The 22,366-nt window shown below is 72.5% G+C and carries 12 protein-coding genes; all 12 read right to left on the bottom strand.

What is annotated here, in order from left to right; translation table 11 throughout:
- Positions 1–192: 192 nt before the first annotated feature.
- Complete coding sequence (locus tag AB0I11_RS26715) at positions 193–609, bottom strand: hypothetical protein (protein ID WP_357326167.1); 417 nt, start codon at positions 607–609, stop codon at positions 193–195.
- Positions 606–7,088, bottom strand: a complete 6,483-nt coding sequence (locus AB0I11_RS26720; RefSeq protein WP_357326170.1) for an RHS repeat-associated core domain-containing protein — start codon at positions 7,086–7,088, stop codon at positions 606–608. The genes AB0I11_RS26715 and AB0I11_RS26720 overlap by 4 nt, the downstream gene beginning before the upstream one ends.
- Positions 7,089–7,702: 614 nt before the next feature.
- Positions 7,703–8,002: a LysR family transcriptional regulator gene (locus AB0I11_RS26725; RefSeq protein WP_357326173.1), complete on the bottom strand. Its 300-nt coding sequence runs from the start codon at positions 8,000–8,002 to the stop codon at positions 7,703–7,705.
- Positions 8,003–8,914: 912 nt separating this feature from the next.
- Positions 8,915–9,883 carry an aminoglycoside phosphotransferase family protein gene (locus tag AB0I11_RS26730; protein ID WP_357326176.1) on the bottom strand — a complete coding sequence of 323 codons (969 nt, stop codon included), beginning with the start codon at positions 9,881–9,883 and terminating at the stop codon, positions 8,915–8,917.
- The gene (locus AB0I11_RS26735; protein WP_357326181.1) at positions 9,880–11,550 is read right to left on the bottom strand and encodes an ABC transporter ATP-binding protein; all 1,671 of its coding nucleotides are present in this window, start codon (positions 11,548–11,550) and stop codon (positions 9,880–9,882) included. Before AB0I11_RS26735 ends, AB0I11_RS26730 begins: the two co-directional genes overlap by 4 nt.
- On the bottom strand, positions 11,540–13,378 hold the full coding sequence (locus AB0I11_RS26740; protein ID WP_357326184.1) for an ABC transporter ATP-binding protein: 1,839 nt from the start codon (positions 13,376–13,378) through the stop codon (positions 11,540–11,542). The genes AB0I11_RS26735 and AB0I11_RS26740 overlap by 11 nt, the downstream gene beginning before the upstream one ends.
- Entirely contained in the window at positions 13,375–14,652 is a 1,278-nt protein-coding gene (locus tag AB0I11_RS26745; protein ID WP_357326187.1) for a radical SAM protein, read from the bottom strand. Before AB0I11_RS26745 ends, AB0I11_RS26740 begins: the two co-directional genes overlap by 4 nt.
- Before the next feature lie 15 nt (positions 14,653–14,667).
- On the bottom strand, positions 14,668–17,166 hold the full coding sequence (locus AB0I11_RS26750; protein WP_357326190.1) for a lantibiotic dehydratase: 2,499 nt from the start codon (positions 17,164–17,166) through the stop codon (positions 14,668–14,670).
- Between the two features lie 2 nt (positions 17,167–17,168).
- Positions 17,169–18,617 carry an adenosylhomocysteinase gene (ahcY, locus tag AB0I11_RS26755; protein ID WP_357326193.1) on the bottom strand — a complete coding sequence of 483 codons (1,449 nt, stop codon included), beginning with the start codon at positions 18,615–18,617 and terminating at the stop codon, positions 17,169–17,171.
- Entirely contained in the window at positions 18,607–21,147 is a 2,541-nt protein-coding gene (locus AB0I11_RS26760; RefSeq protein ID WP_357326196.1) for a lantibiotic dehydratase, read from the bottom strand. Before AB0I11_RS26760 ends, ahcY begins: the two co-directional genes overlap by 11 nt.
- On the bottom strand, positions 21,147–22,079 hold the full coding sequence (locus AB0I11_RS26765) for a PHP domain-containing protein (protein WP_357326200.1): 933 nt from the start codon (positions 22,077–22,079) through the stop codon (positions 21,147–21,149). The genes AB0I11_RS26760 and AB0I11_RS26765 overlap by 1 nt, the downstream gene beginning before the upstream one ends.
- Before the next feature lie 73 nt (positions 22,080–22,152).
- Positions 22,153–22,366, bottom strand: a 214-nt coding sequence (locus tag AB0I11_RS26770; RefSeq protein ID WP_357326203.1) for a hypothetical protein, incomplete at its 5' end; no start/stop codon positions are given.

Raw genomic sequence — 22,366 nt, forward strand, 5'->3', positions numbered from 1 at the left:
CGGGAGAGGGCAGTTTGAACCAACCGCCTGTCATCACAACCCCTGTCATCAAGGTGAACGAATCGGTGAAGCGAAAAATCGATCAACAGCTGGACAGGGCCGGCACACCGGGGCGCGCGGCTGCGCGCCCTCGACCTGCGGCCCGGCGCCGGTGGCCGGGCGGGAGGACCTCCCCCACCCGGCCACCGGCGGTTACGCCGAGGGCCGCGGACCCGGCCGCAGCGCGTCCGCGTACCGGACCGCGACCACAGCGACCAGGAGCTGCCCGAGGAACTCGATCGCCAGATAGCCGATCCAGCCCACGAACAGGTACGGCAGCACCGCGACCGCGGTGATCAGCAGCAGGGTCAGCACCGTGAACGCGAGCCCGGTTCCGGCGGCCCGGCCCACCCCTGCCAGCAAGGCCAGCAGCAGCGCGGTGGGCACGAGCACGAGGAAGACCTCCATGCCGAGAGCGACGAACGTCCCTCCCGGTTGGGTGGAGCTGAGGTACGCCTGCGGCCCCGCGATGATCAGCAGCAGCACGAACTTGACCGGCACGACCAGGGCCGCCATCAGGCAGGTGCGACCCCACCACCAGCCGGCGCCACGGTGCTGACCGTCGGTCACTTCAGCACTCCGGCTCCGGGCAGGCTCGTGTTCCAGGTCATGTGCCGATCCGTGCCAATAGGGTGCGCCCGATAGCCCCACGCGCCGCCCGTCGGCGTCCAGTCATGCGCGAGGTACCGCTGGTTGCCGTTGTTCTCGTACTGCACCACCTGGAAGGACGGGTAGTTGTCGCCGTGCAGGCCAACCTCGACCCCGCGGTACTGTCTTGCGGCCACCGACCCGGAATCCTTGATCCCGAAACTCGAGGCTTTCGGCGCCAGCCAAGGATTGGACTGCAACACGGGCCTCGGGAAGCTGTCCCGGTAGAAGTTGATGGACAGCTTTCCGTTGATCGAGCAGCATCTGATCTTGCTGTTCAGTCCCGAGTACTCGACCTCGAGGCGGCCGTCCGTGGCGCCGTCCTTCTGGCCGATGATGGTCAGGTCGTTCGCTCCGCCGCCCACGATCTCCTTCTGCGGGCTGCACTCCCCCGACTTGGCCTCGCAACTGGCCGACACGGTGTAGCTGATCTCGCCCGTGTCGGTGTCCCAGGCCACCGCGACCCGGTAGGGCGCGTTGACGTCGGTGCTGAAGCCGCGGTCGTCGCCGGTCAGGTAGCCTCCTGCGGCGGTCTTGTCCTGGATGAAGAAGGTCGCGACGATCAGGCCGTTCCCCGGTGCCTTCGGGCCCGCGAAGATGCGCCGCACGTCGCCGGCCGCCGCCGGACCGAAGTACGCGGCCCGGGCCGGGTTGCGCCCACCACCACCACCGCCACCGCCACCGCGGCTGCCACCGCCACCACCACCACCGATCTTGCCCTGCTTGGCGAGGTGCTTGATGATCCGGGTGTTGTACTCCCCCCAGCTCTCCTCCTCGAACTTCAGGCCGGTCGGGTCGCTGTAGGTGCCCGGGTTGTTGTTGCTGTAGCCGTACGCGTTCCACTGCTGCGGGTCGCTGGCGTCCATCACGGGGTCGACGGAGATGAACCGGCCGGTGGTCGGCTCGTACTCCCGCGCCCCCAGGTGGGTGAGGCCGGTGGCGTCCCGGGTGCCGCCGAGGAACCCCTTGTCCCCCGCCCAGGTCGCCGCCGCGGTGCGCTCGGCGCCGAACGGCAGCGTGCGGCGGCGCTGCACGGCCAGGGTGACGCTGTCGATGTTCAGCTCGCCGGTGTTGTGGTGATCCGGGATGACCCAGGTCATCTTCGCCTTGGTTCGCACGCCGATCGACTGGCCGACGTGGCTGTAGTAGCGGGTACAGGTCGCCGTGCTGGCTCCCGGAGCGACCGTCACCTCCATCCCGGCGGGCAGGTAGAGGGTGCTGCCGCTGCCCTGCGGGTCGCGCCGGATCAGCCGGTTGCCGTCGGCGTCGTAGAGGTAGCTGACCGTCCGGCCGCTCTCCACCACGGAGGTCAACCGACCCTCGTTGTTCCAGGTGAGGGTCTGCGACCGCCCGTCCACGGTGCGGCTGGTGGTGTTGCCGGCCTCGTCGTAGCCGTAGCTGTCGGTGGTGTCCGTGCCGGTCGGCCGGTCGGTGAGCACGCTGGCCAGGCCGTGCGGCTTCGAGCCGACCCCGCCGCCCTGGGCCGGGTAACGGTAGGTGCGGCTGGTCTCCCCCGCCGCGGTGTGGGCGACCTCGCCCGTCCGGTTGCCGCTCAGCCCCTCGCTGCCCGCGTACTGGTAGCTGTGCCAGTAGGCCGCCGGCCCGCCGAGCCCGGACACCGTCGGGTTCGGACCGCAGTCGCCGTTGCCCGGCGTCCACGCCTCGGTGAGCCGCCGCAGGTGGTCGTAGCGGTAGCACTGCGTGTCCGCCGGCTGCCCGTACGGGGTGTCGTTGATCCGCAGCAGATTGCCGGCCTTGTCGTAGTCGTAGGTGAAGTCCGCCGGGACCGGTCCGGTCTCCGGCGAGACCTTCGTGCGCATCAGCCGACCGGAGGCGTCATCGATCGTGTAGTTGGTCTGCACCCGCTTGCCGAACGCGCCCAGGGTGCGCTCGACCAGCTTGCCGGTCTTGTCGTAGACCACCGAGTAGACGTAGATGCCCAGGCCGGAGGTGATCGTGGTCGGGGCGCCGACGTCGTTGTAGCCGAAGAGCAACTGCTCGGCGGCGAGGTCGCCGGAGACGGCGGGCAGGGTGCTGGTGGCGGGCTGGCCGTCGGCCTTGTACTTGGTGCCGAACGTGTAGGAACACCGGTCCTCCGCCGTCGAGGCACAGAGCGCCCCCTCCGACGAGGGCAGGGTGATCGTCGTACCGGTGCTCCGGCCCGCGGCGTCGTAGCCGGTGACCGCGTTGACGTACGCGCCACCCTGGTCGTAGCGGGTCGAACTGCTCACCCGTCCGATGCCGTTGGCCAGCGTGTCGTAGGTCCACGCGGCGAGGATCGGACCGGTGTCGGAGCCGTCCCGCACGGTGGTCTTCCGACCGAGTTCGTCGTACGTGGCAGCGATGGTCCGGCCCCGGGCGTCCTTCACCGTCCGGACCTGCCCAGCCAGGTCGTAGGTGGTGGTCGTGGCGCCCTTGTCGGGGTCCTCATCGCGGACCTTGCGGCCGCGCTGGTCGTAGAAGGACCTCCAGACGTTGCCGGCCGGGTCGGACGCGGTGGCGAGCAGCCCGCTGTCGTAGTAGGTGTAGCGGCTGACGTCGTAGTTCGTGGCGTCCTTGTACTGGCGACGCTCGACCAGCCGGCCCAGGCCGTCGGTCAGGTTCGCGATCCGGGTGCCGCCCTGCGGCGGGGTGACGGTGGTCAGGTCCCCGTTGTAGGTCGTCGTGGTCCGCCACTTCTCCTGGCCGCCGATCCCCTGCGTGCGCAGGATCTCCGCGGTCACCCGGCCGACGCCGTCGTAGGCGTACTCCAGGACCGACGGTGCCGCCGCCTGGCCGGCCGGCCCGACCAGTTCGGTGCTCACCGCCGCGCCGGTGATGTCCTCGAACGGGTTGGTCTTGTACCAGGTCAGACCACGGGAGTCGTAGAAGGTGTCGGAGAGGACGCGGCCCCCACCGGGCGCCTGCGACTGCACCTGCCGTTCCCGCAGCCAGCCGTCGTACAACCTCACGATGGTCTTGTAGCTGGTCCCGTCGGGGAGCAGGCTACGGGTGGTCACCGCGCTCGGCTTCGTGTTGCGGACGCGGTAGTCGAACTCCATGTTGGCGGTGTCCGTGCCCTTCGTCCGCCCGGGCAGCCAGACCTGCCGGAGCCGGCCGAGCCCGTCGTAGGTCATGTCGGTCCGCGCCTGGTTGGCGTCGACGGTGGCCACCGGCAGGCCCCACGCCGGCGCGAGCGTCGTGGTGGTGGCGTGCCCCTTGGGGTTGACCTCCCGGGTGCTGGTGACCGGACCGGCCGACGCCGGGGTGTACGCGGTCGTGCTCGTGTGGCCGAGCGCGTTGGTGGTCGAGGTGGTCCGGCCGTTGGCGTCGTACCCGGCCGTCGAGGTGGTCTCCCAGACCGGCGTGCTGCCGATCCACCGGTCGACCTCCTCGGTCTTGACCGGCAGCCCGCGGGTGGGCAGGTCGGTGTTCCAGTCGTTGTCGAGGCGGTCGTAGGTGATCCGGGACTCGGAGATCAGGTCGCCCGGGAAGGTGGCGGTGCCGGTGCAGGCGACCCCCACGGTCTGGGTGCGCTTGACCTTGCCGAGCATCCAGTTGCCGTCGTTGCGGGCGTACCAGGTGCGCTCGCAGGTGTCGTCCGCGGCCGTCGTGACGTCGCCGAGGTCGTTCACCTCGTACGGCAGGTTGTCCGCGTTGTACTTGGTCTGGGCCTCGGTCCAGCGCACGCCGTCGGCCTCCACCGTGGTCCGGCTGTACGACCGCTCCTTGGCGGTGTTGGTCATCCACGCCTTGAGCGAGTTCGCGGCGGCCGTCTGCACGGGGGTGGTCGGCGTGTTGATCGTGCCGCTCACCCAGTTGCCGTTCGCGCCGTCGAGCGTGGTCTGCTCCAGCACCAGGCCGGCGTAGGCGTCATGGTCGGTGACGGTGCCCTGGAAGGAGTCCGACACCGAGACGTTCCGGGTGCCGGAGGGCAACTTGTCGCCGTCCATGCCGCGCAGGTACCGGTAGTCGGTGGTCATCTGCACGCCGGTGTCGAAGCCGGCGCGGACCTTCACCCGGCCGTAGCCGCGGAATTGGCTCCAGGTGCGCTTCTTCTCCTTGATCAGCTCGCTGTCGTCGTAGTGCCAGGCGGGCTTGTCCAGGTAGTCGTAGTAGATCTTCTGCTGGGTGGACGCTCCCGTGTTGTCGTTGGTGTCGACGTAGTCGACGACGTACTTGTGGAACCAGTCCAACGTCGGGATGGCCCCCTCCGGGGCGTAGTACTGCGGGAAGCAGCGCTGGGTGTTGGTGTGCGGCGTCGGCAGCGCCGAGCGGCGGCACTCGATCGGCTTGAAGGTCACCACGATCTGTTGACCCGTCTCCGTCGTGATGGTGCGCACCCGCCACCGCTTGAGCGCGGTCCGGTCGTCGTCCGGGCCGTCCACCCGGTTGGCGAACGGGTCGGCGCCGGGGTCGAAGACCACCTCGGGGTCGGCGACCGCCGCGCCGCCGGCGCTGGTCACGTGGCCGGTACGGGTGATGCCCCGCAGGTAGAGCGGGATGCCCTCGCCGATGGTCGAGCCGGCGTTGAGGAACTCCTGCCGCAGGGCCCACGATTCCACGTCGCTGTAGGAGCCGCCGCCGGCGTGCACCTGCATGCGGATCTTCGCCAGCCGCTTCTGGGTCCAGAAGGTGGGCGTGTACTTGTCGGTGCACGGGGTGGCGTGGCAGTACTGGTCCCACGGGGTGTCCGGCCAGGACGCCTGCACCGCCTTGCCGCCGCTGTCGAAACAGGTGGCGCCGGTGGTGCAGCGGTCGGCCACGTCGAAGAGCACCCGGGCCGCCGCGTACGTGGTGGCCGGGGCGTCGTTGCGGTTGCCGTACTCGATCTTCTCGAGCCAGCCGCCCCGGTCGTAGGTGGTGCGCTTGGCCGAGTCGTTCTCCCGGCCGTACGCCCCCGACTCCTTGCGGTAGAAGAAGGTCATCGTGTTGCCGTGCGGGTCCACCACGTAGTCGAGGTTCCACCGCCACGCCTGGGTGCGGCGCGAGGCGGCGAAGTCGCCCTCCGTGTAGCCGGGCTCGTTGAGGTGGTTGCCGTAGACCTGGGTGGTCCAGGTGGAGTTGGTCACGGTGCTGCCGGAGGCGCCGCCCGGGCCGCTGTTGCGTCCGAAGTAGTACTGCGTCCCGTCGGTGCTGGTCACCCGCCAGTACTCGCCGTCGTTGTCGCCGTTGCCGAAGCTGGTGTTCTTCAGCAGCTCGATCTTGGAGCCGTCGTCCTTGACCCCCTTCCACCGGCCGCCGCCCGCGTCGACCAGCTCGCCGGAGGTGACGTTCGACGAGATGGTGGCGTTGTCGCGCCACCAGCACTGGTCCCCGGTCTTCTTCGACTTGTTGTTGGGGTCCTTGCCGCCGACCGCGTCGGTGTCCTCACCGCACTGCCGGTAGCTGCGCTCGATGTAGCCGGGCCACAGGTCCCAGCCGTCGCCGATCCAGGAGCCCTGGGTGTTGGTGCCACCGGTGCGGCCGTCGATCGCCTGCGACGAGTAGGACAGGGCCAGCGACGGCGTGGGGCCGCCGGTTCCGGGCACCGTCCGCAGCGGATAGGACCAGCTAAACCCACCGGTCTGCGGGGAAACCTCCCAGGTGGACGCCGGTGACAGGCTGGTGGCGCCGTAGTCGCCGTTGTCGCCGGACTCGGCGGCGGTGAGCGCCAGGACCGTGGCGCCGGTGGCCGCCAGCGGGGCCACCGCGGTGACGCTGCGCGCCTGCGGGTCGTTGCGGGACGCCAACGGCGTCGAGGTGGTACAGCCCGGCGCCGTCGGCGTGGTCAGCGCGCAGGCCGGCAGGGTCACCAGGCGCAGCCGGGTCGCCCAGTCACCGCCGTACGCCGCCGCGAACTGCTCGTAGTCCACCGTGACGGCGGCCTTCGCCCCCGCCCTGACCCCGTCGGCCCGCCCGACCTGCACCATGAGGCCGGCCACGCCCGCGCGGCGGGTGGTGGCCTGGTCGTGGAGCCGGACGTCGACGGCGCCCACGGCGCCGGAGGCACCCAGCCGGCGGGCGTCGGTGTCGTCGGCTACCACGGCGGCGACCGAGACCGGCAGGCCGGTGGCCCGGGCGCGGGCCGGCGCGACGCTCGGCGAGGTCGCCGCCCGTGCGGTGACCGCATGGGCACCGCCGGTCAGGTCCACCCGGGCCGAACCCGCCGCCGGCCAGGTCACGGAGAGCGGCCCGCGAACCTCCCGTCCGCCGGCCGTCCAGGTCGGCTTGGGCTTGGACTTCACCGGCTGGACCCGGATGCCGGCCGCCTTGTCCGGCGCGGGCGGATCCCAGCGCGGCGCGGCGGCCGCCGGATCACCGATCATCAGCGGTACGGACAGCACCGCCGCCACGGCTCCGGCGATCCAGCGGCGGGTTGGTCCGGCTGTTCGGGTGGGCGAGCCGCTGTCCCTCGCCATCCGGAATCGGGCAGGTTGCATGAGCCACTCACCTTCACGGGGTCACGCACGGCCGGCGGGACGTGCGTATGGAGGACCGGCGTGACGTGCTCGCCAGCCGGGTGATCCGCACGAGGTCGCCGCGGCACCAGGCTGCTGGTGGCCGCGGCGGCGTCCTCGGCGCATTGGGGCGTCCACGGCGGGACGGCTCGCCGACGTCCGGGCGAGCCGGTTGACGGCGACGAGGCTCCGCCGTGGTGGGAACGTGGTGCCGACGGTCAGCTCAGCCGGTCACCGCGGGCGTGCCCCCGCGGCGGGACCGTCGGTTGGCTGCCAACCAGGTCGGGACAGGCGTGTTCGGTCTTCACGGTTCGCGACGGCTCGTCGAGCCCATCACGAACAATCCGCACCCGCGCCGCGGGATCGGTCCCGGAATTCTATTTCGAACTTCTTTATCACCGACATGCCAGCCCCCGTTCTCATGTGCACGGAGGCTATCGAACATCATGAAGATGGTAAAGGCCGGAAGCCCGCCGGCCGGACACCCGGACCATCGAATTTTTCTAATTGACCCGTAGCGGACACTCCCCTTGCCGGCCGGTCGACCGGACGAGCGGAGCGCGGGACTCCGGCCCGGCTCGACAGCACCAGCTCGATCAATGCGATACGGGCGACCCACAGGCGGCGTCGACGTCCTCGGAATGCTCTCGTACCGTCTGCCGCATGTTGTCCATGAGACCCAGAACCGCTCGCACGGACGGCAGGATCATTTCCCCCTGGCGGGTCAGCCGACTTCCGGTGGAGTCGCGGATGAACAGTTTGGCGCCGATGCTCTGTTCCAGCCGCTGAATCTGATAGCTGAGCGCCGGCTGCGAGTAGTTGAGCACCTTCGCGGCCTGATCCATGCGACGGGTGTCGGCGATCGCGACGAAAGCCCGCAGTTCCTTTTCCTTCACGGTCAAATCCTCCGAGAAAATCGTTTCGGATGTCGATTCCTCGCGATACCGGATCGCCCACGCGCAGGCGCAGCCCAGCCGGGCAGCGGGTGCGGAGGGCGCCACCGGGAACCAGCACGCGGACCGCGGCTGGCGTACGTCCCGGTCGCCGGCATGCGGGCACTCCGGGGCGCCGACCAGGGCGAACTCGGCCGCCGGGTCGGCGCCACCGGGTCAGTCGGCGGCCAGCGGCGCTATTCCGGGGAACTCCCCGGCCCGCCGCCCGGCCCGGACCTGATCGTGAAGGGCCTCGGCTGCCCGTCAGCGGCATCCGCGGCTGAAAAGGGCAGTCTCCATCGGCTGACAGTCACTGATACCCCCGTTGATCAGACTGACTGAACAAGTTGTCGAACTGTAGGACCAGCGGGGCTCGGCGTAAAGGCCGATCACAATTTGCCACCATAAATCGGATGGAGCCCCCCGAACGGGACCGGCCAGATGACCGTCCGTAATCACGGCGAGGACCGGCCCGGGCCGGCGCGACGCATGCCGATTGCCGGGCGAACGGCCCGACAAGGATTTGCCCGGTCGCCGAACTCGGCATGTTGACCAACTCCCGCGCCCCTCTCGACCAGGTCCACCACTCCGCCCGGTCCGGCCACCGGGCCGGCCCCGACCCGAACGCCGGCGACGACCCGACGAGAATCGGATAGCGGCATGCGGCCGATCGAATCGACCCCGGCCGGCACCCGACGAAATGCCGCCAGGGCGCGACCATTCGACGGCATCCGCGACCGCGCCGCGGCCCACACGTGGCGCGCGGTAACCCCGAGCGACCGGAAAAGGCACCAAATTCGACCTCGGTGAATAGCTTCAGCAGCGCACGAGACCCGGCCGGGCCGGTGAGCCGGACCATCGGATCGGGCGGCCCGGCTACGCCAGCAGTTCTCGGCTTCGCGCCGTCAATTCTTCGATACGTCCCCGGACCCACTCCTGCCGCGTCGGGTCGGGCGCGTAGGAGAAGAAGATGACCCCGAGCATGAGTACGGTGTCCAGCCGGACCAGGGCGTCCAGCGCCGGTTCCAGCACGGGCAGCGGAGCCTGGTCCTGGTAGCCCGCGAGGACGTCGCGCTCCCGCAGGCCGTTCTCCGGAAGCTGGGCGTACTCCGACAGCCGGGCCAACTCCATCCCAGGGTGGCCCACCATGGCGCAGGTCCAGTCCACCCATCCGGTGATCCGCGCGTGCTCCGTCAGCAGGTTGCACGCCCGCATGTCCAGATGCAGCAGGACCGCCGCCCGTCCGACGGGGGCCAGCGCGGCGGTGGCCCGCTCGACCGAGGGCGCCTCCGGCAGGTCGGGCAGGTACTCCCGCAGTTGTCCCCAGCGGCGGCTCAACCGTCGCCCGGTCGCCTCGGCCACGGGGTAGCCGTCGTGGTCGAGTGGCGCCAACCCCGGCGGCACCGGCGTGCCGTGCAGGCGCGCGAGCAGCTCACCGACCTGGCCGCTGTCCACCCCCTCCGGCTCACCGGGCAGGAAGCGGGACACCAGGACCGGACCCGCCGCGGTCTCCACCATCTCCAGCGGCTCCGCCACCGGAAAGCGGCGCGGGTGCAGGTACGCGCAGATGCGCCACTCCTGCCGCAGCGAGCGGGTCGCGCTGAAGGGCTTGCGGCCGGGAAACCGGTACATGTGGTAGCGCGGCACCCGGACCGCCACCGGTCCGTAGGTCGGGCTGTGGGCCCGATGGACGACGAACTCCAGACCGAGACCGGCGGGTGCCGGGTCCACCAGCCCGAGACGCTCCGCGGTCTCCGCGACGGCGTCCTCGACCGCGACGACATCCGTGCTGTCGTAGCTTCGGTTCGCGTTCGTCCCGGGTGTCGGGCTGTCGAGGTCGGTCATACCTTCTCCTGCGCGGTCGAACGGCTCCGGACGGCCACCGGGCCGTCCGACAGGTGAATCATCAGCCGTGCCTGGTCGGCCAGGTCAGGGCGGTCGGTGACCACCACGACGGTCCGCTCCCGGGCCACGGCCAGCAACTCCGCGGTCAACTGTCGAGCCGTCACCGGATCGAGAGCGCTGAACGGGTCGTCGAGCACCAGCACCGGGGCGGGCGACAACAGCGCCCTGGCCAGCGCGACGCGGTCGCGCTGGCCGCCGGAGAGCCGCCCGCCACCCTCGCCGAGGGGGGTGTCGTACCGCAGGGGCAGCCGGTCGATGACGTCGTCCACGCGGGCCCGCCGGGCCGCGGCCACCATCTCGTCCCGCGAGGCGTCGGGACGGACCAGGCGCAGGTTCTCGGCCACGCTCAGGGAGAACAGGAACTCGTCCTCGCCGACCAGCGCCACCACCCGGGCCAGGGCGACCGCGTCCCAGTCCCCGGTGGCGGTGCCGTCCACCAGGACCCGGCCGGCGCGCGGGGGGCGCAGACCGGCGATGGTGCGCGCCAGGACGGTCTTGCCGACGCCGGAGGCCCCGGACACCACGACCAGCGAGCGGGGTTCCAGGACCAGGTCGATCGCCCCGTCCGGCGCGCCGCCGGGGACGTCGAGCACGACCCGCTCGAGGGCGATCGTGGGCACCCCGGCGGCCGGCTGGCGGCGTCCGGCGGGCGCCGGCGGCTCGTCGGGGAACGCGGCCGCGAGGCGGCCCGTCGCGGCCACCGCACCGGCCACCATGGTGAAGGCGAAGCCCGCACTGAACGCCGGCGCCCCCAACAGCATCAGCGCGCCCGTGTAGCCGACCAGATCCCCGGGACTGAGCGTGCCGAGGTGGGCCAGCACCAGCGCGTGTCCGAAGCCGACGCCCTGCACCACCCCGAGCAGCAGGAACATCGGGTTGCGCCGCTCGGCTCGGCCCTGCCGCACGGACGCGTCGTGCTGCGCCTGCGCGGCAGCTCGCAACCGGCGCCAGAGCTGCTCCGGCAGGGCCGCGTCCCGCACCGCCTCGATGTTGTCCAGCGCCTCGCCGAGCAGCTGACCGAGGGAGTCGCCACCCTCGCGCATGGCCGACGCCGTCCGGGTCAGCGACCGCAGGTGCGCCGCGCCCACCCAGAGATAGCCGGCGGCGAACACCGCGGGGGCGACCACCAGCGCGGGGTGGTAGAAGGGCGCCACCGCGATCGCCAGCGCCACGAACGCCAGCGACGACACCGCGGTGTCCAAGCCCGGGAAGATCCCGGCCCGGAGCGCGCGCAGGTCGCCGACCATCCCCGCCGCCAACGAGCCGGACCGGGCCGGGTCCCCGTGCCGCAGCGTGTCGGACAGCAGGGCGGAGCGCAGCTCCCGCTCGACCCGGGCGGCGAAGGCGATCGCGGCGCGCTGCCGCAGATACATCACCCCGGCCCGGAGCAGCTGGCTGACGAGCAGCACGGCCGCGCCGACCGCCAGCACCGGACCCTGCCGGGCGTCGTCCAGCACCGCGTCGAAGGCGAAACCGCTGACCACCGGCGCCAGCACGGCGAAACCGGCCGTGGCGAGGCTGCCCAGCACCGACCCGGCCAGCGCCGACCAGCGGCCACGAACCCGGCGGACCAGCCACCGCCACGCCCGGGGGCCGTCAGGAGACATGTGCGGGTCCCTCCACGTGGTCGGCGTGCATCGCGGCGTACCAGCCCTGCCGGTCCAGCAGCTCACCAGGCGTCCCGGTCTCCACGATGCGTCCCTGGTCGAGGACGACCAGCTGATCGAGGTCGCGGACCGTGTCGAGGCGGTGGGCGATCATGACAACGGTCGCGCCGCGCAGCAGGGACCACATCGCGGTCCGCAGGTGCGCGTCGGCGACGGCGTCCAGATGCGCGGTCGGCTCGTCGAGCAGCACCAGCCCAGGTTGCTTGACCAGTGCCCGCAGGATCGTGACGACCTGCCGCTGGCCCGCGGACAGGCCGCTCCCGCCGTGGCCCAGCACGGTTTCCAGGCCCTGCGGCAGGCCGGCCAGCCAGCCGTCGAGCTGGCAGCGCACGATCAGCTGCGTCAGGTCCCGGTCGGTGACGTCCGGGCGGCTCAGGCGCAGGTTGTCGGCCACGGTGCCGGCGAACAGCTGGGGCCGTTGCGGCACGTAGCCCACGGTGCGCCGCAGGCTCGGCTCCGGCCAGCGGTCGAGCGGGAGTCCGCCCACCGACACCTCGCCGCCGTCGAGCCGGTGCAGGCCGGCGATGGCCTTGAGCAGGCTGGACTTGCCGGCCCCGGAGCGGCCCACGAGCCCGACCCGGGCCCCGGCCGGCAGCTGCAACGAGACGTTCCGCAGCGCCTCGGTCCCGTTGTGGTAGCGCAGGCTCACCGCGCGCAGGCACAGCTCGACCGGCCGCCCACCGCCCGCGGGCTGTGCCACCGGCGGGTGCGCGGGCCGCTCGGCCCACCGCGGGACCGGCACCGGCGCGGACGCCGGCGCGTCGAGCGGGTCGGGGTCCGGTGGCGGGACGGCGTCGAGGATCGCGAAGATCCGCGTCGCGGCGGCGGCGGCCTGCCGGAGCTGCGTCTCGACCGCACCGGCCGAGGCGAGAGTCCAGGAGATCCGGTCCGCCGCCAGCACGAAGAGATACCAGGCGGAGACGCCGAGCAGGCCGGCGCCGATGAGCAGTCCGCCGCCCCACACCGCCCCGGCGAGCGCCAGCCCGACCAGCGCCGACACCGCCGGCATCAGCAGGGCGGCCCGGCCGGCCGAGGCCATCCAGGAGCGTGCTGCGGCCCGGCTGGTCCGGTCCGCCCAGCCGGAGAGCAGATCCTGACCGCCGTACGCGCGGACCACCCGCAGGCCGGCGGTCACCTCGTGCACGACCGAGGCGAGCGTCCCCGCGTCGGCGGCCGCGCGACCCGCCGCCGGGGAGGTGATCCGCCGGAACGCTCGGGTCAGCACCATGATGAGCCCGCCGCAGACCGCGGTGAGCAGCGTCAGCCGCCAGTCCAGAACCAGCATCAGCGGCAGCAGCAGCGCGATGACGAGGAGCTGCTGCGCCAGCTCGAGGAGGCCGAACACCGCCTCGCCGAACTCGTCCAGGTCGTCCGTCGCGCGGGACAGCACGGTCGAGCGCGGATAGCGGTCGTAGAAGTCGAGGCGGCCACGCAGCGCCGCCCGGATCAGCTCCAGCCGCAGGTCGAGCACGGTTCGGGCGACCAGCCGGCGGGCCAGGTAGGCGCGTACCCGGTTGATCACCCAGACGACGATGCCGATGGCCAGCACCGACGCCGCGAGGAGATACACGGTCCGGCGGTCCGCGCGGGCGTCCGCCGCGAGGGCGCGGGAGACGGCCACCGGAAAGGCGGCGGAGATGACCGCCATGCCGAGCGAGGCGAGCACGACGCCGGCGACGAGCGGCCGGTGCCGGCAGATCCGGGCCGCCGCCCGGAGTCCGCCGCGCCGCTCCCGGGGACGGCGGCGGGCACCGCTGGGCGAGGTCAATCGGACACCTCGACGGTCAGGCGGTTCTCGACGTAGTTGGGCAGCAGAAGGATCTCCTGGTGCACGGCGCCGACCTCCGCCCGGCCGGTGATCTCCCGTTGCAGCTGCGCGGCGACCCGCTCGTACTCCGCCCAGCTGGTCGGCCGGTCCATGCCCTGGGTGTGCCGGTTCCACAGCGTGGTGAACGGCCGGGGCAGCAGGACGCTGGGGTGGAAGGTGGCGGGCAGGTCGCGGAGGAAGTCGTGCAGCTCGCGGGCCTTCCCGGGGTCACCGTTCTCGGTGCCGAACAGGATGAAGATGAGCGGCTCGATGCCCGCCTCGTTGGTCTGCCGCACCGCGGTCTCGATCGCCTCCCGGGACGTCGGCTTGTCCATGTCCAGCTCGCTGATCCAGGGGGACTCGACCCCGTAGAAGATGCCCCGGCACCCCGCCGACCGCATGTTGCGCAGGAGCGGCTCGTTGACCCGCTCGACCCGGGTCTGGCAGATCCAGGAGGCCTCCCACGGCTCCGCCCGCAGCAGCGAACACAGCTCCTCGACCCAGGTCGGCACGATCGTGAAGGTGTAGTCGAGGAAGAAGAAGTTCCGGACCCCCCGCTCGTACTGCGCGCGCATCTCGGCCACCACCTGCTGCGGGTCGCGCCTGCGGATCTTCGCGCCGAACCAGACCATGCAGTAGCTGCAGGTGTACGGGCAGCCCCGGTTGGCGAAGATCAGGCCGGTCGTGCCGTTACGCAGCGACCCGTCCTCGCCGACGGTCTCGCCCCAGTAGCGGGTCACGTCCACCAGGTCGTAGTCGGGCACCGGCAGGGTGCTCGGGTCCACCTGTTGGGGCGCGCCGGCGAGCGAACCGTCGAGCACGGTGTGATCCTCGGCCATCCGGTCGACCAGCCAGGGCACCGCCGACTCCAGCTCACCGGGCAGGGCGGCGTCCACCGCGAGATCCCGGCGGGTCATCTCCGGCTCCACGCTGGCGTGGAAGCCGGCGGCCACCACCGGCACTCCGGGATGGTGCCGGCGCACGGACGCCACGAGCTCGCGCGGCCGCTCCAGCGAGATCGAATTGCACTGCGTCAGGTCGTAGGTCTGGGTGATGAGAACGACCAGATCCGGCCGCTCCGCCAGGCTCCGGTCCACGTCGCCCAGCCGGGCGTCCACGATCCACGCGTCGTGGCCCCGTTGCCGTAGCAGCGTCGCGGTGTAAAGGGCCTCCACCGGCTGCTGCACGAACAGCAGCGGTCGGTCCGGCACCGCAACCAGCAAGCAGATACGCATAGCACATCCCCGTCGTCAGGCGAGCCGCGCTGGACCGGAGAACACGGCGCAGCGCAGCTCGGTGGTGTATCGCCGGCCCTCGACCCGCAGCCACAGCTGCTCGGGGTCCGGCAGCATCTCGCTGAACTCCGCCGGCTCGGTGGCCTGCCGAGCCGACCGGCAGAGCTGGCGGACCAGGAGCGCCGAATCGAGATCGACGTACATCGGCTTCGGTTCGTCGGGCAGCTTGACGAACACGTGGCGGGGCAGCCGCAGTCGCTCCCGCAGCTCCTGCACGACCCGGAACTGGGCCGCGTCCCCGGTACCGCCAGCTCCGCCTGCCGGCCGCCAGATCCGCTCCGCCGGCACCCGCCAGGTCTGCCGCCGCAGCACCAGCCGCCCGGACCGGATCCGCGGCACGTGCGGCAGGGAGCTGGGGATGCTGATCCCGCCGAAGTGCCGGGGGAAGGCGAACGGCGCCAACGGATCCTGCCGGATGCTGCGCCCGCCGGCCGGCGAGGTCAACAGCCGGAGCCGCTGCGGCACACCGTGCGCGTACAGGCCGAGCCGCCCGTCCCGGACCCGCAGGTAGAGCCGGTCGGGCTGGATGACCGCCGCGCGCGGCTTCCCCGACCGTCCGGTGATCTCCAGGTCCGGGCACGGGAAGCGCAGCTGCGCCGCCGTCTTGTTGGGATGCGAGCGCGCCAGGTCGCAGAGGATCTCGTCGGGCTCCAGCAGCCCCTGGTACGCCTCGTACGCCAACTCGGCCAGCTCGGGCACCCGCTCGGCGAGCAGAGGGCTGAGGCTGCTGTGGCAGAGCAGCTCACGCAGGGCGTGGCACTCCCCCACCACCACCCGGTAGTCCCCGGCCCGGATGGCGTCGGCGGAGGTGGCCGCCAGCATGATGTCCGGGTTGCACACGGCCGCCGGCCGCTCCGGCAGCCCGGCGACGAGCCGGTCCAGCCGCTCGGGCGTCACCTCGACCTCCGGCTGACCGAGATCGGCGTCGGCGAGGAGGCTGTCGGCGATGTGCCGCTCCACCGCGTCGACCTCGTCGTCGACGGCCCGGCACCGCTCGTCGAGCCGGGACCGGTCCAGCACGTACCCGGCGTAGAAGTCGGCCAGCGGGATGTCCCGGTGCGTACCGAACCGGTCCGTCACCCACTCCGTCAGCACCTTTCCCTCGGCCGCCATCCGCAGCCGGGCGCCCGCCAACGCGATCCGGTAGCCGGGAGCGAGGTCGTCGGTGATCAGCCGGGCCAGGTCGGGACCGAGCGTGAAGTCCCCCGCCCGGCTGTGGCACTCCTCGAAGACGATCGACCGGTCGGCGTAGATCCGACCGTCTCCCCGATTGGCGGAGCGGCCGGTGACCTCGGTGAAGGCCGCCTTCATGGCCTCCAGCAGCGTGGCCCGGTCGGGGTGCTCGGCGGCCACGAAGTCGGCCAGCCGCTTCTCGAAGTCGGTGATCACCTGATGCGCCCGGGCCGCTGCGGGTGACCCGCCGGGCGGGGGCAGCGCCGCGCGCAGCGCGGCCAACGGGTCCGGTTCCCCGACCGGGATCTCGAAGTCGACCACCAGCCACCCCCGGTCGACCAGGCCGGCGAGGAGCGCGTCCAACCGGCTGTCCGGGCCCGGCCACTGCCCGCGCAGCTCGGCCAGGGTCCGCTCGCCGTCACAGCGGCCCAGCAGCCAGGCCTGCTCGGGCTCGACCGTCTCGTCGTCGACCTGGTCGAAGCGCCAGTCGGCGAGCAGTCCGGTGCGGGTCAGCGGGGCGTACCGCCGCAGCCGCCGGCCGTCCACGAAGGCCAGCGGAAAGCGGCGCGGTCGCAGGTGCTCGCGCAGGTCCGGCTCGGCCGCGAAGGCCGAACCGAGGGCCTGCGCCGCCCAGTGGGTGAAGAAGCCCACCCGCCGACCGGCGCCGAGGTCGGACCAGTGCGGCCCGTCGCCCGGCCCGGCCAGCACGGCCGCGGAGACCGGTCCGAAGTGGGCGGTCGTCTCGTTCTTGGCGGTGACCCGCTGGAGGTAGCGGCAGAGCAGGTCGGCCATCCGCCGGTCGGTCCGGGAGGAGAGCTCCCGGTCCGCGCCGGCCAGCCACTCCGCGAAGCGCGGATAGTGGGCGTCGTTGGACAACAGCAGCACCTCGCGCAGCGCGGGATCGCCGCGGAACGCGTCGACCACGGCCCGCCGCCCCCGCTCGAGCGCGGCCCGGTGCGCCGTCTCGAAACGGTGCCACTCGTCGCCCAGCCCGGCGAGCGCCGCCCGGTACGCCCCGGCGCCGGGCACGCCGGCCGGGACCGCGGCCAGCATGCCGGTACGCGCCGCGACGGTCGCCGACTCCGCCTGCCCGCGCAGCGCTTCCCGCAGGTCCTCGCCGGCGCGGCGGGCGGTCGCCTCGGCGTCGCGCAGCCGCGCCGTCCCGGCCCCCAGGTCGGGGTCGGCCAGCGGCTCGAGCAGGACGAGCGGGAAGCCCGCCTGCCGGACCATGACGACCGGCAGGGCCACCCAGCCGGCTCCGCCGCTGATCAGGGTCGTCATGGTCAGTACCGGTAACTGTCGGACTTGAACGGGCCCTCGACCGGGACGTTCAGGTACTCCGCCTGCGCCGCGGTGAGCGAGGCCAGTTTCACGCCGAGCGAGTCCAGGTGCAGGCGGGCGACCTCCTCGTCCATCCGCCGGGAGAGCAGGTAGACGCCGGGCGCCAGGCCCGGGGTCCGCGCGTACAGCTCCAGCTGGCCCATCACCTGGTTGGTGAACGACGCCGACATGACGTACGACGGGTGCCCGGTGGCGTTGGCGAAGTTGACGACGCGGCCGTCGCCGAGCACGAGGACCGAGTGTCCGTCGGGGAAGACCCACTCGTCGACCTGCGGCTTGATCGGCACCCGCCGGACACCCGGATGGGCCGCCAGCCCGACCATGTCGATCTCGACGTCGAAATGCCCGATGTTGGCGCAGACCGCCAGGTGCTTCATCCGGGCCAGGTGCTCGGGCCGGACCACCTGGCAGGCGCCGGTCGCGGTGACGAAGATGTCCCCGGCCGGCAGGATCTCCTCGAGCGTGGTGACCTGGTAGCCGTCCATCGCGGCCTGCAGGGCGCAGATCGGGTCGACCTCGACCACCACGACCCGGGCGCCCTGCCCGCGCAGCGCCTGGGCGCTCCCCTTGCCGACGTTGCCGTAGCCGATGACGACGGCGACCTTGCCGCCGATCAGGATGTCGGTGGCCCGGTTGAGCCCGTCGATCAGCGAGTGGCGGCACCCGAAGTGGTTGTCGTACTTGGACTTGGTGACCGCGTCGTTGATGTTGAAGACCGGGAAGAGCAGTTCCTCGCGCTCGTGCATCCGGTTCAGCCGGACCGCGCCGCAGGTGGTCTGCTCGGTGGCGCCGGTGAGGCCGTCGATCAGCTTGGTCCACTGCTGCGGCCGGTCGGCCAGGGTGCTGGCGATCATCCGCAACATCGCGGCCTCGTCCGCGCTGCGCGCGGTGCCGGGATCCGGGGCGACCCCCTCGGCTTCGGCGGCGAGACCGACATGGGCGACGACGGTGAAGTCGGCGCCGTCGTCGATGACCGAATCCGGACCGGTGCTGTCCGGCCACACCAGCGACCGCTCGATGCACCACCAGTACTCGTCGACGGTCTGGCCCCGCCACGCGTACACGGCCGGGCCGCGCGGCCGGTCCGGTGTGCCGCCCCGGCCCACCACCACGGCGGCGGCAGCGCTGTCCTGGGTGCCGAGGACGTTGCAGCCGGACCAGCGCACCTCCGCGCCGAGGTCGATCAGCGTCTCGATGAGCACCGCGGTCTGGACCGTGAGCGCCAGCAGGCCGGTGATGCGCCGGCCGGCGAAGGGCTTGCTGGCCGCGTACTTGCGTCGCATGGCCATCAGGCCCGGCATCTCGTGCTCGGCGAGCCGGATCTCCGTGCGGCCGGCGGCCGCCAGGGCAAGGTCCGCCACCCTGAAGTCGGGTTCGTCGTCACGCGTCATGAACAGTTCCGTTCCTTCCTGTGCCGCGGCGGTCGGCGGCCGGCGCGGAGAAGACCGCGCACCTGATCTCGGTCGTGAACCGCCCGCCCTCCCGCTGGAACCACAGCTGGTCGGGGCGCGGCAACATCTCGCTCAGCTCCACCGGCGCGGTGGCACCCCGGGCGAGCCGGAACAGTTGCCGGACGAACAGCGGCGAATCGAAGTCGACGAAGATGGGCTTCGGTTCGCCGGCCACCTTCGCGAAGACGTAGCGGGGCAGGCGGTGCCGGCTGCGCAGCCGGCACGCCGCGTAGAACTCGGCGGCGTCGCCCCGCCGGTGCACGCCGGCCGGTCCGACGCCGGCGAACTCGCCCGGCGCCAGCCGCCACAGCTCCCGCTGGAGCACCACCCGGCCCGCCCGGATGCGGGGGACGTGGGCGAGCGTCTCCGCGCGCAGCCCGAGCCCGCCCAGCCGCCGGGGGAACGCGAGGGGCGCGAGCGGGTCCCGCCTGATCGACGGGGCGCCGCTGGGCGGGGCCAACAGGCGCAGCCGCCCGTCGACGCCCTCGGCCCGGAGCTCGGCCCGCTCGCCCAGGGTCACGTACATGCGCCGCGGCTGGATCACCTCCCGGCGGGGGCGCGGCGACCGGCCGAAGATCTCCACGTCGGGCACCGGCAGCGCCAGTTGCGTCGCGGTCTTGTCCGGGTGGCTGCGGGCCAGGTCGCACAGCACCTCGTCCGGCTCCAGCAACCGGTGGTAGGCGGCCGCCACCTGGTCGGCCACGTCCGGCTCGCGCTCCCGCACCAGCGGCGCGAGGCTGGAGTGGGTGAGCAGCTCGCGGGTGGCGTGGCAGTCACCGACCACGGCCAGGAACTCGCCCCGGTCCAGCGCGTCGACGTCCTCGGCGGCGAGCATGATGTCCGGGTTGCAGAGCGCGGCCGGCCCGTCCGGGCAGCGGGCGAGCATCTCACGCAGCCGTTCCTCGGCCACCACGACCTCGGCAGGGTCGCCGTCGGCGTCGCCGAGCAGCGCCATGGTCAACTCCTGGTCCAACCGGTCCAGCTCCGCGTCGACGCCGTCGCAGCGTCGCGACAGCGCCGGCTGGTCCTCGAAGTAGGCCCGGTAGAGGTCCGCCAGGTCGATCCGGGCGCCCGGCCCGAACCGGTCGGTCAGCCACTCGGTCAGGACCACCCGCTCGCGGACGATCCGCAGCCGCGGCGCCGCCAGGACCATGTCGTAGATGGGCGTCAGCTCGCCCTCGACGAACTCGGTCACGGAACGGCCGAGGGTGAACCCCTCGACCGGGGCGTGGCACTCCTCGTAGAGCACGCTGCGGTCGGCGTAGTGCCGCCCGCTCCCCCGGTTCGGCGACTCCCCCGTCCCGGCCTCGAACAGCTCCTTGACCCTGGCCAGCGCGGCCGGCCGCTCGACGAGCCCGACCGTACCCACCGCACGCGTCCCGTCCTGCAACGCGCCGATCAGCGCGGTGGCCGCCGGGTCGCCGGACACCTGCTCGCGCAGGCCGGCGAGCGGATCGGGCAGGCCGACCGGAACCTCGATCCGGCGGACGACGAAGCCCTCGTCGGCCAGGGCCGCCAACGCCTCGTCGAAGCCCTCGACCCCCCGCCGGGCGAACTCCGCGCGGAGCTGGGCGACGCTCGTCTCGGCGTCGCACAGCTCGAACAGCAGCCGCTCGGCGTCCGTGACCGGCCGCACCGTGACCGGCCGGAACCGCCAGTCCGCGGCGAGCCCCCGCTCGGTGGTGAAGGCGTAGAGGTGGATCCGGCCGTCGACCAGGAACGCCCAGGGGCGCCGGCGCACCGGCACCCGGTCGAGCTGGTCCGGTCGAGCCGAGAGGGCCTCCGCCACGCGTTCGGCCGCCCAGTGCGAGAAGAACGTGCGCCGTTTCAGCGGGCCGGGCCGCCAGCCGGCCCGGGCGGCGTCGGCCGAGGCCCGGCCGACGGCGATCGGGCCGAAGTGCGAGTGCGTCTCGTTCTTGGCACAGAACCGTTGCAGGTAGCGGGCCAGCAGGTCGGTCAGCTTGCGGCCGCGCCCGCTGCCCGGGTCTCCCGGATCGACCAGCCACGAGGCGATGAGGGTGAACTGCGCGTCGTTGGACATCAACAGGGCGTCCCGCAGCCGGTCGTCGCCGTCGAAGTGGCCCACCAGCCGGATGGCGGCGTCCGCGAGGCGCTCCCGGTGCCGGATCTCCCACTGGTCCCAGTGCTCGCCGAGCCGCACCGCCCGGTCCTGGTAGGCGAACAGGCCGCGGGCCGCGTCCGCGGGCAGCCGGGCGGCCAGGTCGGTGAGCGCGTCCTCGCCGAACGGTCGCAGGTGCCCCAGCCAGGAGGCGACGACCGCCCGGTCCGGCAGGCCCACCGCACGGAACCACTGTTTGAGGTCCGCGGCCCGGTCGCGGGCGTCCGCCTCCAGTTCGGTGATCTCGGCCGCGTCCCACCCGGCCTTCGGGTCGGCATAGGCCGCGAGCAGGTCGAACGGGAAGCCCGCCTGGCGGAGTACGACGACCGGCAGCAGGTGCCAGCCCGCCATCAGGGTCGGTTGCCGGCGACGGCGGGTCGGGCGGCCTCGAGCCGGGCCACGATCTCCAACGGGTCCGCCGCCCGGGCCGGCACCAGCCCCGGGGACGGCGCCCACGGCTTGAGCCGGACGCCGTGGTAGTCCGACCCCTGGGTGGCCACCAGACCGTGCCGGTCGCACAGGCCGGCGAGCCGGTCGATGTCACCGGCGTCGTGCCAGGTGGTCCAGACCTCGATCCCGGTCAGGCCCAGGCCCGCCAGGTCGGCCAGCCGGTCCGGCATCTCGTCGGCCGGAAAGGCCCGTGCGGGGTGGGCCAGCACCGTGACGCCACCCGCCTCGGCCACCCAGCGCACCACCTCGGCCAGTTCCGGCCGCCACGGATGGGGCACGTGCAGGGGCTGACCCGGCTTGCACCACTCCTTGATCAGCCGGGCGTGGTCTCCGCGCGGGTAGTCGGCGAACCGGGCATCCCCGTCCGCGGCGTCGAGGAAGAAGTCGAGGTAGTCACCGATGTAGGCGACCCGGTCGGCGCCGAACCGGCGCGCCGCCGTCGCCCAGTCGACGGGCACGCCGATCGTTGCGGCCTGGTCGAACCAGTCCCGCCACCAGGCGACCTCGACCCGTCGCACGTTGTCGACCCGGTCCCGGAAGACCGCGTCGTGGAGATCCACGTAGTAGGCGAGGCAGTGCAGTTCCTGGCCCCGCCAGGTGACCGTCACCTCGCAGCCCGGGATCACCTGGAGACCCGCGGGCTCGGCCACCGCGGCGAACTCCGCCACCCCGGCCACCGAGTCGTGGTCCGTGCAGGCGGCGACCCGCAGGCCGGCCGCCAGGCAGCGACGGGCCAGGTCGGCGGGCGACTCGTCGCCGTCGGACACCAACGTGTGCAGGTGCAGGTCGACGCTGGTGGGCTGATCGGCGACCGGCCGACCGCCGGCGCTCACTTCGGGCCCCCGGCGGCCGGCCGGCGAACCGGTCGCGGCCGCCAGCGGGCAGCATGAATCGTCTGTGCTGGCATCAACTTTCCCCCGTGTGCCAAGGACCGGTCCCGGCCCAGACGTGAAAGCTACAAAGCTCCATCAATATCGGCAAGGCTGGATAGAACACTTCGATACGGGTCGGCCGGCCCGACCGCGGCTCCGTGTCGGCGACCGAGTCCAGGCCGAACCGGGCGGCCTCCGGCGAGCCGAGGAAGCCCCGGATCAGCCGGCTGCGCTCCTCGTCGGTGGGA

Source organism: Micromonospora sp. NPDC050495 (genome assembly GCF_040655175.1).
Lineage (GTDB): Bacteria > Actinomycetota > Actinomycetes > Mycobacteriales > Micromonosporaceae > Micromonospora.